Genomic DNA, 15,113 nt, shown 5'->3' on the forward strand with positions numbered 1-15,113 from the left:
CCCATGCCACAAACCGATCGCTCGACCTCGTTTCACTCGCGTCTTGTCGGCCAGTACGCGCTGGTGACCGGCGCCTCCCAAGGCATTGGCCGTGCCGTCGCAATCCGGCTCGCGCAGGAAGGTGCGACCGTCGCCATCAACTATGTCGATCACCCTGAAAAGGCCGAGGAGACGCTCGCGCTGGCACGGACGGCATCGAGCGATCGGGGCCACGGCAGGCTCGATCATGCAATCGTCAAGGCCGACGTGAGCAATGAGCAGGAGGTCGCGGCGATGTTCGAGATGGTTTTGGCGCGCTGGAAGCGCCTCGACTGCCTCGTCAACAATGCCGGCTTCCAGCGGGAATCGCCGAGCGAGTCGCTCGACATCGAAACCTATCGCCGCATCATCGACGTCAATCTCAACGGCGCCGTATTCTGCGCCCAGAAGGCGCTCGCGCATTTCGTGGCGCGCGGCGCAGGCGGCAGCATCATCAATTGCTCCAGCGTGCACCAGATCATCCCGAAACCCGGCTATCTCGCTTATTCCATCAGCAAGGGCGGCATGGCCAATCTGACGCGCACGCTGGCGCTGGAATTCGCGAGCCGTGGCATTCGCGTCAATGCGGTAGGTCCCGGCGCGATCGACACCCCGATCAACGCGGCCTGGACCGGCGATCCGGAAAAGCGCAGTGTGGTCACCAGCCACATTCCGCTCGGCCGCGTCGGCACGCCGGAAGAGATCGCCGCCGTGTTCGCCTTCCTCGCCTCCGATGAAGCCAGCTACATCACCGGCCAGACCATCTACGCCTGTGGAGGTCTGACGCTGTTTCCCGAGTTTCGCGACAACTGGGCGAGCTAGCGGGCGTCCTGGCCCATCTGGCAAAACCGAGCGCAGCAGACTACATCTGCGCCATGACAAATCATCCGCTCCGCGATTTCGTCGGCCGGCACGAAAATCTGTTCGTGCTGACCGGCGCCGGCTGCAGCACCAATTCGGGCATTCCCGATTATCGCGACAGTCACGGCAATTGGAAGCGGACCCAGCCCGTGAACTTCCAGGCTTTCATGTCGGAAGAGCATACGCGCCGGCGCTATTGGGCGCGCAGCCTGATCGGCTGGCGGCGGTTCGGCCAGGCGAGGCCGAACGATGCGCATCACGCGCTGGCCCGGCTCGAGGCGAGCGGGCGTTGCGGAATGCTGCTGACCCAGAACGTCGACCGGCTGCATCAATCCGCCGGCCACCGCCAGGTGATCGACCTGCATGGCCGGCTCGATCTGGTCCGCTGCATGGGCTGCGGAGCGAAGACGCCGCGCAATGAATTCCAGGACAAGCTCGGCCGCGCCAATGCCGCATGGCTCACGCTCGATGCCGCGGATGCGCCGGACGGCGACGCCGATCTCGAGCACGCCGACTTTTCGTCGTTCAAGGTGCCGCCTTGCGAAGCCTGCGGCGGCATCCTCAAGCCCGATGTCGTGTTCTTCGGCGAGAACGTCCCGCGCGACGTCGTCGCTACCGGGCAGGATCATCTGGCGCAGGCCGACGCCATGCTCATCGTCGGCTCGTCCCTGATGGTCTATTCCGGTTTCCGCTTCGTGCAGGCTGCCGCGCACCGGCAAATCCCGATCGCTGCGGTCAATCTCGGACGCACCCGCGCCGATGATCTCCTCACGCTGAAGGTCGAGGAGCGCTGCGAAGCGGCGCTTGCATTCCTGCTCTGATGGCGCAGGCTGCGAACGCGCCTTGCCTATTGCATAGGTGCCAAGCAGAATAGCTGGACACAGCATGTTCCTGTCGTCCATGGCATGGAAATTGCTGCGCTTTCGTCCTCAGTCTTGACGATCAGCACGGAGAATTTGGAATGCTTGAGGGAGCCGAGGTGCGGCTTGCCGTCGATATCGGTGGCACGTTCACCGACATCGTGCTGGACGTGGGTCAGGATCGCAAGACGCGCAAATTGCTGACGACGCCGCAGCGGCCCGAACAGGCGGTGCTCGACGGCATGCGGCTCATTCTCGCTGATGCGCGAGCGCATATCAGCGACATCGACGTCTTCATTCACGGCACCACGCTCGCGACCAACGCCATCATCGAGCGTCGCGGCGCCAAGACGGCGCTGATCGCGACGGAGGGCTTTCGTGACGTGCTCGACATCGGCACCGAGAGCCGCTACGACCAGTATGACCTCAGCATCGACAAGCCGAAGCCGCTGGCGCCGCGGTCCCTGCGCTTCACGGTGCCGGAGCGTATCGACGCCCACGGTGGCGTCCGCCTCCCGCTGGACGAAGCGGCGGTGCGCGCGCTCGCGCCGAGATTGCGCGCGCTGAACGTCGAGAGCGTCGCGGTCGCCTTCCTGCACTCCTACGCCAATCCCGAGCACGAACGCCGCACGGCCGCGATCATCAGCGAGGAGATGCCCGGCATTTCCGTGACCGTGTCTTCCGCGGTGTGCCCGGAGATCCGGGAATATGAGCGGACATCGACTGCGGTGGCCAACGCCTATGTGCAGCCGCTTATCGATGGTTATCTCGCCCGCATGTCCGACGCCCTGCAGGTCGAGCAGTACCGCGGCGCGATCTATCTCGTCACCTCCGGCGGCGGTGTCACCTCGATCGAGACGGCGCGGCGTTTTCCGGTGCGTCTCGTCGAATCCGGTCCGGCCGGCGGCGCCATTTTCGCGGCGCAGATCGCGGCGCGTCTCGGCGAGAGCAAGGTGCTGTCCTTCGACATGGGCGGCACCACGGCAAAGATCTGTCTGATCGAAAAATACCAGCCCGAGACCTCGCGCGTGTTCGAGGTCGATCGCGCCGCGCGCTTCCTGAAAGGTTCGGGTCTGCCGGTGCGGATTCCCGTGATCGAGATGGTCGAGATCGGCGCCGGCGGCGGCTCGATCGCCCATGTCGACGCGATGAAGCGCGTCACGGTCGGCCCCGAGAGTGCCTCCTCGGAGCCCGGACCCGCCTGCTACGGCCGCGGCGGCCTGCGCCCCGCCGTGACGGATGCCGACGTTGCGCTCGGCCTGATCGACCCCGACGCTTTTGCGGGTGGAACGATCAAGCTCGACCCTGAGCTATCGAAGCAGGCGCTGCTGCGCGCCGTGGGCGAGCCGCTGGGTCTGTCGGCTGAGACTGCGGCCTATGCCGTGCACGAGGTCGTCTGCGAGAACATGGCGAGTGCGGCCCGCGTGCATGCGGTCGAGCGCGGCGAGATTGTCGGTCAGCATACGCTGATCGCCTTCGGGGGCGCGGCACCGCTGCATGCGGCGCGCGTCGCCGAGAAGATCGGCGTCTCCCGCGTGATCGTCCCTTCCAATGCCGGCGTCGGCTCGGCCGTCGGCTTCCTTGCGGCTCCGATCGCCTATGAACTGGTGCGCAGCCGTCATGTCCGACTCGACGATTTCGACACCGATGGTGTTTCCGACCTGCTCCAGGAGATGGTGACCGAAGCGCGTGCGCTGGTCGAGACGGGTGCGGCCGGTGCGCCGGTGCGCGAGCGCCGCGCCGCCTTCATGCGCTATGTCGGCCAGGGCCATGAGATCTCGATCGAACTGCCGAACCGCCGGTTGGCGACGGCCGACCTGGCCGGCCTGCGCCAGAAGTTCGAGGCGGATTATGCGGCGATGTTCGAGCGGTCGATCCCGGGTGCGGCAATCGAGGTGTTGAGCTGGTCCGTGCTCGCGACGACCGAGGCGCGCAATCCGGCTATTGTCGCGGCCGTTACGCGCAAGCCCGCCGGGAAGGCGACCGGCAGCCGCAAGTTCTTCGATCGCAGGGCCGGGGAGGTGATCGAGATCCCGCTCTACCGCCGCGAGGACATGGCGCCTGGCGCGACGATTGCAGGCCCCGCCGTGATCGCGGAGGACGAGACCTCGACGTTCGTCTCTAACAGTTTTGATGCCCATATCGACGGTGCTGGCAGCATCGTCATGGAACGGAAGGCGGCCTGATCATGAGCAAGGCAAGCGGCGCGAGCCTGATCGACCTTCAGATCATGTGGCACCGGCTGATCGCCGTGGTCGAGGAGCAGGCGCAGGTGCTGCTCCGCACCGCCTTCAGCCCGATCGTGCGCGAATGCGGTGACCTTTCGGCCGGCGTGTTCGACCTCAAGGGCCGGATGCTGGCGCAGGCGGTGACCGGCACGCCCGGCCACGTCAACTCGATGGCGGAATCGGTCAAGCACTTCATCGCCCACTTTCCGATCGAGACGATGAAGGAGGGCGATGCTTACATCACCAACGATCCCTGGATGGGCACCGGCCATCTCAACGATTTCGTCGTCACCACGCCCTGCTTCAAGGACGGCAAGCCGGTGGCGCTGTTTTCCTGCACCAGCCATCTCATGGACATCGGCGGCATCGGCTTCGGGCCCGACGCCACCGACGTGTTCATGGAGGGGCTCTACATCCCCATGCTGAAGCTGATCGACCAGGGCGTCGTCAACGAGACGCTGATGGCGATGATCCGCACCAACACGCGGCTGCCGATCGACACCGAGGGCGACACCTACTCGCTCGCCGGCTGCAACGACGTCGGCTGCGAGCGCCTGGTCGAGATGATGACCGAGTTCGGCATCGACACGCTCGACGCACTCGGCGACTACATTTGCGACCGCTCGCGCGAGGCCGTGCTGGCTGAGATCGCCAAGCTGCCGAAGGGCACCTGGCGCAACACCATGGTGGTCGACGGCTATGATGCGCCGGTCTCGCTTGAGGCGACGCTGACCATCTCGGACGCGGGCATTCACGTCGATTTCGACGGCACCTCGGCCGCGTCCAGGTTCGGCATCAACGTGCCTCTGTCCTACACCATCGCCTACACCGTGTTCGGTCTCGGCTGCGTCGTCGCCTCCCAGATCCCGAACAATGCCGGCTCGCTCTCGCCGCTGACGGTGTCGGCTCCCCCTGGCGCGATCCTCAATGCGCCGAAGCCGGCGCCGGTCGCCTCGCGTCACATCATCGGCCAGATGCTGCCCGACGTCGTGTTCGGCTGCCTGCGCCAGATCATTCCCGAGCGCGTGCCCGCGGAAGGCACCTCGTGCCTGTGGAATCTCAACGTGCGCGGCCAGACCCGCTCGGGTGCCGGCGGCAATTACGGATTCTCGATGGCGGTGACCTCCAATGGCGGCACCGGCGCGCGCTTCGCGAAGGATGGGCTGTCGGCGACTGCCTATCCCAGCGGTGTGCGCGGCACGCCGGTCGAGATCGCCGAGACGCAGACGCCGCTGATCTTCTGGCGCAAGGAGCTGCGTCCGGATTCCGGAGGGGCAGGGCGCACCCGCGGCGGCCTTGGCCAGATCATCGAGGTCGGCAGCGGCGTCGATGCGCCGTTCGACATTCTGGCGGCGTTCGACCGCATCGATCATCCGCCACGCGGCCGCGATGGCGGCAAGAACGGCGAGGCCGGCTATGTCGGCCTGAAGTCCGGCAAGAAGCTGCGTGGAAAAGGCTTTCAGCAGGTGCCACCGGACGATCGGCTGGTGGTGCTCACACCAGGCGGCGCCGGCATCGGCGATCCCAGGGAGCGCGCGCCGACAGCCGTCAACGACGACATCGAAAGCGGCCTCGTGTCGGCCGACAACGCGGTTGCGGTTTATGGGCATACGCGATGACGCTTCAGGCGTCGTGCGCGTAATAAACGGAGGGGCTCAATGATCACGCGACGGACTTTTACCGCGGGCGCAGCGACGCTGCTCGCAGCCGGCCACATCTCGACCCGCGCGCGAGCTGCGACGGTGAGCTGGGACATGTCGACGGTATGGCCCGACGGCAATTTCCACACCCAGAACGCGTTTGCCTTCGCCGACGAGGTGAAGAAGCAGACGGGTGGCTCGGTCGCGATCACCGTGAAGGCCGGCGGACAGCTCGGCTTCAAGGGCCCCGAGCATCTGCGCGCCGTGCGCGACGGCCTGGTGCCGCTTGCCGACGTCCTCAACATCCAGCAGGTCGGCGACGAGCCCTTCATGGGCGTCGAAAGCATTCCCTTTCTCTGCGGCTCCATGGACGAATTGAAGGTGCTGCACAAATATGTGCGGCCCGAATACGAGAAGGTCGCCGCGCGCAACAACCAGAAGATCCTCTACATCGTGCCCTGGCCGACGCAGTATCTGCACCTCAAGGTCAAGGTCGCCGATGTCGACGGCTTGAAGAACATCAAGATCCGCGTGCCCGACAAGAACGCCGTCGACATGCTGGCCGTGGTCGGCATGGCGCCGGTGATGATTCCCTGGGGCGAGACCATCCCGGCGCTGGCGTCGGGCGCAGTCTCCGGCGTATCGACCTCGGCGGTGTCGGGCGTCGACGGAAAATTCTGGGAATTCTTGAAATACATCTACCCGACCAATCACGTCTGGTCGTCGCAGATGCTCACCGTCAACCTCGATTCCTGGAAGGCGCTGAGTGCCGATCAGCAACAGCTCGTCGCGGGCATTGCCGCCAAGATGGAGCCGGGCTTCTGGGCGAACTCGCTCAAGGCCGACGTCGACAGCCTCAACCGGCTCAAGGAAGGCGGCATGGAGGTGGTGCCGGTCTCGGAGGCCATGATCACGGACATTCGCGCCAAAACCGCGCCGCAGCTTGACGCTTTCGTCAAGCGCGTGCCGGCGGCCGACAAGCCGGTGCGGGCCTATCTCGCCGAAATGAAGCGCTGAGGACGGGCCGTGGTCAGCGTTTCGCCCGCAGCTCCGCATAGTCTCAACGCAGCGGCGCCGGCGCCGCTGCGCATCCTGCTCGACGGCATCGACCGTCTTGGACGGCTCGACGGCTGGATCGGTGGCGGCTGCCTCTTGATGCTGACGCTGCTGATGCTGTGCGAGGTCGCAACGCGCTTCCTCTCGAACTTCCTGCCGTTCTTCCCGCCCACGATCTCGATCGCGTGGGAGTATTCCTCCTATCTGATGGCGGCGTCCTTCACCTTCGGCGCCGCCATGACCCTGCGCGTCGGCGGCCATATCCGCGTCGTGCTGCTGCTGAAGAACGTCCCGGCCCCGTTTCAGCGCGCGATCGAAATCCTGTCGGCCGCCGCCGGCTTCGCCTTCATGGCCTTCCTGACATCCTCGATGGCGAAGTTCGCCTTCGGCGCCTATGTGCGCGGCCAGCTTTCGACCTCGAGCGACACTCCGCTGTGGTTTCCGCAGGCCGTCGTCACCTTCGGCATGTTGCTGCTGACGCTCCAGTTCCTGGCCCGCGCGATCCAGGCCGTGCTCGGCCTGCCGCTGGAGGATCACCGCATGAAGGCCTCGCCCGTCGAATGATCGCCCACGCGCCAGCCAGCGGACACCGCATTTCATGACCATCGAAGTCGTTGCTCTCTTTGCGATCCTGTTTGCGCTTCTGGCGTGCGGCGTATGGATCGGCCTGACGCTTGCGCTCACTGCGACTCTGCTGCTGGCGATGTTCCGCTCGATCCCGCTGGACAAGCTGCTGCCGCAATACGCCTGGAACATCTTGACGACGCAGGAGCTGCTGGCGCTGCCGCTGTTCATCCTGATGGGCGAGCTGCTGTTTCGCACCCGTCTGTCACGTTCGCTGTTCCAGGGGCTCGCGCCCTGGGCAGGGCTCCTGCCGGGTCGTCTTCTGCATGTGAACGTGATCGGCTGCACCATCTTCGCGGCGATCTCCGGCTCGTCGGCGGCGACGACTCAGGTGATCGGCCGCATGTCGCTCAACGAACTCACACGCCGCGGCTATTCCCGCGACATCGCGATCGGCTCGCTCGCCGGCGCCGGCACGCTCGGCTTTTTGATCCCGCCGTCCAACATCATGATCATCTATGGCGTGCTCGGCGACGTTTCTATTCTCAAGCTCTTTACCGCCGGCGTGCTGCCCGGCCTCCTGCTGGCGGCCACCTTCATGGGATGGGTGATGCTGCACACGACGTTCAACCGCACGCTGGTGCCGGAGTCCGAGGCAAAGCTCTCGCAGGTGCCGTGGCGCGAACGTTTTGCGGCGCTGAAGGACCTCGCGCCGGCGCTGTTCCTGATCGCCTGCGTGCTCGGCTCGATGTATGGCGGGCTGGCCACCCCGTCGGAGGCCGCCGCGGTCGGCGTGCTCGGCGCGGCACTGGTCGCCTGGGCGCAGGGCTCGATGTCGCAGCAGGTGATCCGCGACGTGCTGATCGGCTCGGTCGTGACCTGCTCGATGATCGCACTGATCGTGCTCGGCGCCTCGATCCTCGGCAACGCCGCGGCCTTCCTCGGAATCCCGCAGGCGGTCGCCGCCTTCGTGAAAGGCTTGGGGCTATCGCCCTTAATGCTGATCGTGGTTCTGATTATCTTCTACCTGATCCTCGGCTGCTTCCTCGACGGCTTCTCGATGATCGTGATGACGCTGCCGATCGTGCTGCCGATCGTGAAGGGCGCGGGCTTCGACGAGATCTGGTTCGGCATCTTCCTCGTGCTCGCCGTCGAGATGGCCCAGATCACGCCGCCGGTTGGTTTCAACCTGTTCGTGATCCAGGGCTTGACCGACGACGGCCTCGGCTACATCGCGCGGGTCACGATGCCGTACCTGCTCATCATGGTCGGCTTCGTTCTGCTGCTGACACTCTGGCCCGGCATCGTCACGATCCTCCCGAGGGTGCTGTACGGATAGATTGCGCCGCCCCGGCCGCTCAGCCGGGACGGCGCCTCAATCGTCAAAGCTTACGCCGCGGCCTTCTTCCGCGCCTGCTCGGCCTTGTACAGCTCGAACTCTTCCGCGATCGCCTTGGCGATCGACGGCCGTTGACGCAGGCGTTCGTAATAGGCCTTCACATTTGGCCATTTCGCGAGCTCGATCGGCGGCGTCGCCATGGTCCAGTTGATGACCGTGATGAGATAGGCGTCGGCGACGCTGAAATGGTCGAGCAGGAAGTCGCGCCCCTTCAGGTAATTGTCGAGATAGTCCAGCCGCGACAGGTTCTTCTCCAGCGCATACGCTTTCGTTTCCTGCGGCGCCTTGCGGTCGAGCACCGGGATGAACAGGCCCTTGTGCAGTTCGGTGCCGATGAAGCAGAGCCATTGATGCAGCCGCGTGCGATCGATGCCCGCTGCAGCGCCGAGGCCCGATTGCGGGAAGCGGTCGGCGATGTATTGCAGGATCGCGGCGTTTTCGGTCAGCACCACGCCCTCGTCGGTGCGCAGTGTCGGCACGAGGCCGATCGGATTCACGGTTCGGAAGTCAGTGCCGTCGCTCAGCACTGTCTTGGTCGGCGGATCGACTTCGAGATAATTGGCTTCGGCGCCGGCTTCATACAGCGCGACGCGGCTCGCCATCGAACAGGCGAGCGGCGAGAAATAAAGATCCATCTTGAGCCTCCTTGGGCAATTCTTCGATGTGACTTTCGGAGTGTCGCTCAACCCGGCCAGATTGATTTTTGTACTGTCTTGCATATTATGGGGGCGGTCAAGGATTAAATTGCGAAATGGTACAAAAATCGAAGCCGCCAACTGCTGCCACGGAGCCTAAACGCCGCGGCCGTCCGCGCGCTTATGAACCCGACATCGCGCTTGGCAAGGCGCTCGACCTGTTCCGCACGCAGGGTTTCGCGGCGACCTCGCTCGACGATCTCAGCGAAGCCACCGGCATGAATCGCCCGAGCCTCTATGGCGCCTTCGGCGACAAGCGCGAGCTCTACATCAAGAGCTATCAGCGCTACCGCGAGGAAGCGCGCGCATCGATGGTGGAGATCTTTCGCCAGGAGATGCCCGTGCGCCGGCGGCTGGAGCGCATCTTCGCTTCCGCGCTGAACATTTATCTTTCCGGCGAAACCGGCCCGCGCGGCTGCTTCACCGTGGTCACGGCGGCCTCCGAGGCGGTCGGCGATCCCGACATCCGCGCCATGGTGCTGGATGGCCTGTCTGAGCTCGACAAGGCATTTGCGAGTTGCTTCCGCCGCGCCAAGGAGAAAGGCGAGTTGCCCGACAGCGCCGATCCCGCCGTGCTGGCGCAGCTCGCTTCAGCGACCGTGCACTCAATTGCCATCCGCTCCCGCGCGCGTGTGTCGCGGAAGGAGCTCGAGGCAATCGTGAAGGGGGCGATCGACCTGATGCTGGGAGGAAAGAGCTAGGCGGTTGCGTGGCGCGAGCTATCTCCCAAACGTCGTCCTGGCGAAAGCCAGGACCCATAGCCACCGAGTCTGGTTTGGCGAAGATTCGGAGTTCCCGCCGTCGCGCCGCAGCTCCAGGACGACACTGAGTTTGTAGCCCCGCCTACGCCGCGCGAATATGCGCCAGGAAACGATCCACCTCGTCGCGCAGCCGCTGCGATTGTTTCGACAGCTCGATCGCCGAGCCCAGGACTTCCTCAGCCGCTGTTCCCGTCGCGGCGATGCCGGCGGTGACGCCCGCGATGTTTTGCGAGACCTCGCCGGTGCGGGCGGCTGCCTGCTGGACGTTCTGCGCGATCTCCTGCGTCGCGGTGCCCTGCTGGCCGACGGCGGCGGCAATCGCGGCGGAGATCTCGTCGACCTCCTGGATCGTGGCGCAGATCGACTGGATGCCGTCCACTGCGCCGGTGGTCTCGCCCTGGACCGCCGTTACCTGCGCGCCGATCTCCTCGGTCGCCTTGGCGGTCTGGGTTGCCAGCGCCTTCACCTCGGAGGCAACCACCGCAAAGCCGCGGCCGGCTTCGCCCGCGCGCGCCGCCTCGATCGTCGCGTTGAGTGCCAGCAGATTGGTTTGCTCGGCGATGCCGCTGATGAAGGAGACGACGTCGCCGATTTTTTGCGCAGCGTCGGCCAGACTCTGCACGCGCTCGTTCGACCGTCGCCCGTCGCTCGCAGCTTTGCCGACTACCGCGGTCGCGTGCGCAAGGCGCCGGCTGATCTCGGCCATCGACGACGACAGCTCTTCCGCGGCGGCAGCAACCGTCTGCACATTCTCCGAGGCGAGCGCCGAGGCCGACGACACCGTGCCGGTTTGCTGCCGCGACCGCTCGACAATATCAGACATCGAGCGCGCGGTGTTCTCCATCTCGACCGCGGCCGAGGAGACCGTGGTGACGACGTCGCGGATGCTGGCTTCGAAATTGTCGGCGAGAGCGGCGAAGGCGCGCCGTTTCTCCGCTTCGGATTGCGTCTTAGTGTCGGCCTGTTCGGTCTGGAGCCGGTTGAAGTTGACGGCGTTGTCGCGGAACACCGCGACAGCCTTGACCATCGCGCCGACCTCGTCATTCGCTTTGCTGACGGGGACAGTGACATCGAGGTGTCCGTCGGCCAGCTCGCGCATCACGGTGGTGATGGAGATGATCGGACGGGAGATGCTGCGGGCGATGAGATAGCCGACGATGGCCGCGAGCACGAGCCCGAGCGCGGCGATGCCGAATGCCAGCAGCCAGGCTCGGTCGGCGGAGGCCACATAGTCGGCATTGTCCATCACCAGTTCGACCGCGCCGAGGGACTTACCGGAAAAATCCCTGATCGGCCCGAGCAGCGCCGCTACCGGCGCGGTGTCGAGCTTGGCCTGTCGTATCGTGAAGTCGCCGCCGGCGGCGCGGCCGTAATCGGCCGCATCGAAGAAGCTCTTACCCTTCAGCGTGCCGCCGACAGCTTGAAGCCGCCGCCGTCCGCGAGATGGAAGGCGATGTCGACATGGCGGTTGGTCTTGAAGTCGTCCAGGAAGGACTGGCCGAAGGTCAGGCCAAACTCCACCGAGCCGAGATGCTTGCCGGCTTGCGCGATCGGCACCACGCCGCGGATACCGAGCCCGGCCAAGCCGCCCTCGAGGCCGACCACGACCTTGTGCTCCTGGTTGGCCATGATCACGGTCCTGCGGAAGCCCGAGAGGTCGTCGCCAAATTTAGCAGGCTGGTGTACGCGCAGGAACGAGGTCGCGGGCGCCACATGGAACTGGAACTGTTCGATGCCGTACTCCGATTTGGTCGCGGCAAACACCGGCCCGAACAGGCCGATCAAAGCGTTGCGATCCTGTTTGGCCATCGCGTCCTGCGTCGCCGGTATTGCGGCGACGACGGCGCTCATGGCGGCGGCACGCTGGGATTCCTCGGCAATTCGCGACTGGAGCGCGTCGTAATGGCTGCGCAGCTCGCGCTGATCGGCGCGGTCGATGATGCCGGAAATGATCCACATCGCCCCGAGCACGGCGAACAGGGCGGTCGCCGCCGCCGTCACCGCCAGCGCAACCGTGATCCGCATCCTGAGGCCGAGCGTGAAGCGCATGTCCGACTCGTTCGTTGAGCGTTGATTAACAACGCCTATCAACTTCTCGCTAAGAGAGGGTGAACGGGATACCGGCCGACGATCAGTGATTTTACGGGCTCGATGGCACGTGAGGTCTCAATACCCCCGCGTCCGGTCCACCACGTTCTCCAGCACGCCACCGGCCTCGAACCGCGCGATCTGCTCGGCGACATAGGCCGAGATCGCGTCAGCGTCGGTGTCGGCGGCGTTGTGCGGGGTCAGCAGCACCTTGGGATGGGTCCAGAACCGGCTGTCCGCCGGCTGCGGCTCCTGCACGAAGACGTCGAGCGAGGCGGCGCCCAGCGTGCCGTCGTCGAGGCAGGCCAGGATGTCGGCTTCATTCTGAAGGCCGCCGCGGCCGGCGTTGATCAGCACGGGCGCACCGAGCGGGCTTTTGCGGTTGAGCTTGGTGAAGACATCGCGGTTGAGGATGCCGTGTGTATCAGGCGTCAGCGGCAACAGGCTGACGAGGATATCGGTCGTGCGCAGGAATGCATCGATCTGCCCGGCGCCATGGAAGCATTCGACGCCCGCGATGGTGCGCGGGCTGCGGCTCCAGCCGGCGACGCGGAAACCAAGCCGCCGCAGCACATCGGCCGCGTCGGCGCCGAGCGTGCCCAGTCCCATGACACCGACCGTGACGGCGCTCGCCGGCCATTGATAGGTCGGCTCCCAGCGCTTTTCGCGCTGCGACTGGCGCAGATAAAGCTCCTGGCGGTGGTGCATCAGCACGTGCTGCACGACGTATTCGGTCATGCGGCCGGTCAGATCGGGCACGGCGACACGCACGAGCGGCACGTTCGGCAGGCTCTTGTCCGCCATCAGCGCATCGACGCCGGCGCCGAGATTGAAGATCGCCCGCAGATTGGGGAAGGAGCCGAGGTCGCCCGGCACCGGCTTCCACACCGCGGCATAGTGCACCTCGGCCGGATCGAGCCCGGCATCGGGCAGCAGCACGACGCGGCGGCCGCCGCAGACCGCGTCGAACCGGCCCTTCCAGCGCTCCGGCAGCCAGTTTTGCTGCGTGCTGTTGATCAGGACGGCCAGTGTGCCTACGGTCATTCGAGTGCCTCTATAGGTTCCGCTTTTGAGGGCCCTCCTTGGCACGATCTTCCAGATTTTTCTTGCAAATTTTTTCCGCAGCCCTGTCGGGGCGAGGCATATTGGATCGTCTTCAAAACAAGAGGTCAGGGAAGGTACTGCCCATGCTTTATGCGATCCTTTGCTATCACGACGAGGACTTCGTCGGCTCCTGGAGCAAGGACCAGGACGAAGCCGTGATGAAGAAGCTCGCCGTCGTGCAAGAGAAGCTCACGAGCCAAGGCCGGCTCGGTCCGGTGGCGCGGTTGCTGCCGACCACCGCGGCCGCGACTTTGCGTAAAGAGGACCCGCCGCTGGTGCTCGACGGCCCCTACGCGGAGACCAAGGAGCAGTTGCTCGGCTTCTATATCGTCGATTGCAAAAACCTCGACGAGGCGCTCGACGTTGCGCGCGACCTCGGCGCCGCCAATCCCGGCGGCGCCTACGAGGTGCGGCCCGTGGGCGTGTTCAGGCCCGGAGGAAATCTGACGTGAGCGAGGCCGATACCGCCTGGATCGAGACCGCGCTGACCTCGGCGCGCCCCCAGGCGGTCGGCGCGCTGCTGCGCTATTTCCGCGATCTCGACACCGCCGAGGAGGCCTTCCAGAACGCCTGCCTGCGCGCGCTGAAGACATGGCCGCAGAACGGACCGCCGCGGGATCCCGCGGCCTGGCTGATCATGGTCGGCCGCAACGTTGCGATCGACGAGGTGCGCCGCACCCGCAAGCAGCAGCCGCTGCCGGAGGACGACAAAGCGATCTCCGATCTCGACGACGCCGAGGGCGCGCTCGCCGAGCGGCTCGACGGCTCGCACTACCGCGACGACATTTTGCGGCTGATGTTCATCTGCTGCCATCCAGGGCTGCCGGCGACGCAGCAGATCGCGCTGGCGCTCCGTATCGTCTGCGGCCTGACGGTGAAGCAGATCGCGCGCGCCTTCCTGGTGTCGGAAGCGGCGATGGAGCAGCGCATCACGCGTGCCAAGGCCAAGGTCGCGGAGGCCGGGACGCCGTTTGAAACGCCGGGCGCGGTCGAGCGCGCGGAGCGGCTCGCCGTTGTCGCCGCGATGATCTATTTGATCTTCAACGAGGGCTATTCGGCGAGCGGCGACACCGCCGAAATCAGGAAGCCGCTGTGCGAGGAGGCGATCCGGCTGGCGCGGCTGCTGTTGCGGCTGTTCCAGAGCGAGCCGGAGATCATGGGGCTCACGGCGCTCATCTTGTTGCAGCATGCGCGCAGTGCCTCGCGCTTTGCCGTGGATGGCTCGCTGATCCTACTGGACGACCAGGATCGTTCGCTGTGGAACGGCACGATGATCGCGGAAGGCCTCGCGCTGATCGACAAGGCGATACGCCATCGCCGCAGCGGGCCCTATCAGATCCAGGCCGCGATCGCCGCGCTGCATGCCCGCGCGGCGACGCCCGAGGAGACCGACTGGGCGCAGATCGACCTGCTCTATGGCGCGCTGGAGGTGGTGCAGCCCTCGCCGGTGGTGACGCTCAACCGCGCGGTCGCGGTTTCCAAGGTGCGCGGACCGCAAGCCGCGCTCGACCTGATCGAGCCGCTGGCGCCAAAGCTTGCCAACTACTTCCATTTCTACGGCGTGCGCGGCGCCTTCCTGATGCAGCTTGGCCGCAACGACGAAGCCCGCATCGCCTTCGACCGCGCCATCGCCCTCGCCAACACGTCCGCAGAAGCCGCTCACATCCGCATGCATCTCGATCGCCTGATCCGCGACAGCCAGCCGAACGGCGCAAATGGCGGCGCCAGGCAGGGCGCGAAGGTCGAAGGCGCCAAGGTGAAGTAGGGAGCGCCTGCTTCGGGCGTCGCAAAGATTTTCGCTTCGCCTTGTCGGGCCCGGTCCCCTCCCTTCGTCCTAGG

The 15,113-nt window shown here is 65.5% G+C and carries 12 protein-coding genes and 1 pseudogene; 10 read left to right on the forward strand and 3 right to left on the reverse strand.

Annotation, left to right across the window (positions count from 1 at the left end; genetic code table 11):
* Positions 1–3: 3 nt before the first annotated feature.
* The 7 genes from ABIB90_RS11675 (at position 4) to ABIB90_RS11705 (ending at position 8,566) form a co-directional block, all read left to right on the forward strand.
* Positions 4–840: an SDR family oxidoreductase gene (locus ABIB90_RS11675; protein WP_007596359.1), complete on the forward strand. Its 837-nt coding sequence runs from the start codon at positions 4–6 to the stop codon at positions 838–840.
* Positions 841–893: 53 nt separating this feature from the next.
* Complete coding sequence (locus ABIB90_RS11680; protein ID WP_354200693.1) at positions 894–1,700, forward strand: NAD-dependent protein deacetylase; 807 nt, start codon at positions 894–896, stop codon at positions 1,698–1,700.
* A 140-nt stretch (positions 1,701–1,840) separates the two neighbouring features.
* On the forward strand, positions 1,841–3,925 hold the full coding sequence (locus ABIB90_RS11685; protein WP_354200694.1) for a hydantoinase/oxoprolinase family protein: 2,085 nt from the start codon (positions 1,841–1,843) through the stop codon (positions 3,923–3,925).
* Positions 3,926–3,927: 2 nt separating this feature from the next.
* Positions 3,928–5,586 (forward strand): hydantoinase B/oxoprolinase family protein, encoded by a 1,659-nt coding sequence (locus tag ABIB90_RS11690; RefSeq protein WP_354168021.1) that lies wholly within the window; start codon positions 3,928–3,930, stop codon positions 5,584–5,586.
* A gap of 39 nt (positions 5,587–5,625) precedes the next feature.
* Positions 5,626–6,624, forward strand: a complete 999-nt coding sequence (locus ABIB90_RS11695; RefSeq protein WP_354168023.1) for a TRAP transporter substrate-binding protein — start codon at positions 5,626–5,628, stop codon at positions 6,622–6,624.
* 9 nt (positions 6,625–6,633) lie between these two features.
* Entirely contained in the window at positions 6,634–7,227 is a 594-nt protein-coding gene (locus tag ABIB90_RS11700; RefSeq protein ID WP_354168026.1) for a TRAP transporter small permease subunit, read from the forward strand.
* A gap of 34 nt (positions 7,228–7,261) precedes the next feature.
* A complete protein-coding gene (locus ABIB90_RS11705) occupies positions 7,262–8,566 on the forward strand; it encodes a TRAP transporter large permease (protein ID WP_354168028.1) in 1,305 nt (434 codons plus the stop codon).
* Between the two features lie 50 nt (positions 8,567–8,616).
* On the opposite strand, the gene ABIB90_RS11710 is transcribed toward ABIB90_RS11705, so the two are convergent.
* The gene (locus tag ABIB90_RS11710) at positions 8,617–9,261 is read right to left on the reverse strand and encodes a glutathione binding-like protein (protein ID WP_007596345.1); all 645 of its coding nucleotides are present in this window, start codon (positions 9,259–9,261) and stop codon (positions 8,617–8,619) included.
* 116 nt (positions 9,262–9,377) lie between these two features.
* On the opposite strand from ABIB90_RS11710, the gene ABIB90_RS11715 reads away from it, so the two are divergent.
* Positions 9,378–10,022: a TetR/AcrR family transcriptional regulator gene (locus tag ABIB90_RS11715; RefSeq protein ID WP_219681709.1), complete on the forward strand. Its 645-nt coding sequence runs from the start codon at positions 9,378–9,380 to the stop codon at positions 10,020–10,022.
* A 142-nt stretch (positions 10,023–10,164) separates the two neighbouring features.
* On the opposite strand, the pseudogene ABIB90_RS11720 reads toward ABIB90_RS11715, so the two are convergent.
* Positions 10,165–12,131 (reverse strand): annotated as a pseudogene (locus ABIB90_RS11720) (methyl-accepting chemotaxis protein).
* A 117-nt stretch (positions 12,132–12,248) separates the two neighbouring features.
* Entirely contained in the window at positions 12,249–13,214 is a 966-nt protein-coding gene (locus ABIB90_RS11725) for a 2-hydroxyacid dehydrogenase (protein ID WP_354168034.1), read from the reverse strand.
* A gap of 143 nt (positions 13,215–13,357) precedes the next feature.
* Between ABIB90_RS11725 and ABIB90_RS11730 the strand changes: the two genes are divergently transcribed.
* The gene (locus ABIB90_RS11730) at positions 13,358–13,726 is read left to right on the forward strand and encodes a YciI family protein (RefSeq protein ID WP_007596340.1); all 369 of its coding nucleotides are present in this window, start codon (positions 13,358–13,360) and stop codon (positions 13,724–13,726) included.
* Positions 13,723–15,039: an RNA polymerase sigma factor gene (locus ABIB90_RS11735; protein ID WP_354200695.1), complete on the forward strand. Its 1,317-nt coding sequence runs from the start codon at positions 13,723–13,725 to the stop codon at positions 15,037–15,039. The genes ABIB90_RS11730 and ABIB90_RS11735 overlap by 4 nt, the downstream gene beginning before the upstream one ends.
* Positions 15,040–15,113: the final 74 nt, after the last annotated feature.

It is taken from the genome of Bradyrhizobium sp. JR4.1 (assembly GCF_040548605.1).
GTDB lineage: Bacteria > Pseudomonadota > Alphaproteobacteria > Rhizobiales > Xanthobacteraceae > Bradyrhizobium > Bradyrhizobium canariense.

Bases quoted from the DNA above. Each gene is read 5' to 3' on its own strand.
- ABIB90_RS11695 (WP_354168023.1), top strand. From the start codon at position 5,626: ATGATCACGCGACGGACTTTTACCGCGGGCGCAGCGACGCTGCTCGCA.
- ABIB90_RS11725 (WP_354168034.1), bottom strand. From the start codon at position 13,214: ATGACCGTAGGCACACTGGCCGTCCTGATCAACAGCACGCAGCAAAAC.
- ABIB90_RS11715 (WP_219681709.1), top strand. From the start codon at position 9,378: ATGGTACAAAAATCGAAGCCGCCAACTGCTGCCACGGAGCCTAAACGC.
- ABIB90_RS11685 (WP_354200694.1), top strand. From the start codon at position 1,841: ATGCTTGAGGGAGCCGAGGTGCGGCTTGCCGTCGATATCGGTGGCACG.
- ABIB90_RS11705 (WP_354168028.1), top strand. From the start codon at position 7,262: ATGACCATCGAAGTCGTTGCTCTCTTTGCGATCCTGTTTGCGCTTCTG.
- ABIB90_RS11690 (WP_354168021.1), top strand. From the start codon at position 3,928: ATGAGCAAGGCAAGCGGCGCGAGCCTGATCGACCTTCAGATCATGTGG.
- ABIB90_RS11680 (WP_354200693.1), top strand. From the start codon at position 894: ATGACAAATCATCCGCTCCGCGATTTCGTCGGCCGGCACGAAAATCTG.
- ABIB90_RS11710 (WP_007596345.1), bottom strand. From the start codon at position 9,261: ATGGATCTTTATTTCTCGCCGCTCGCCTGTTCGATGGCGAGCCGCGTC.
- ABIB90_RS11675 (WP_007596359.1), top strand. From the start codon at position 4: ATGCCACAAACCGATCGCTCGACCTCGTTTCACTCGCGTCTTGTCGGC.
- ABIB90_RS11730 (WP_007596340.1), top strand. From the start codon at position 13,358: ATGCTTTATGCGATCCTTTGCTATCACGACGAGGACTTCGTCGGCTCC.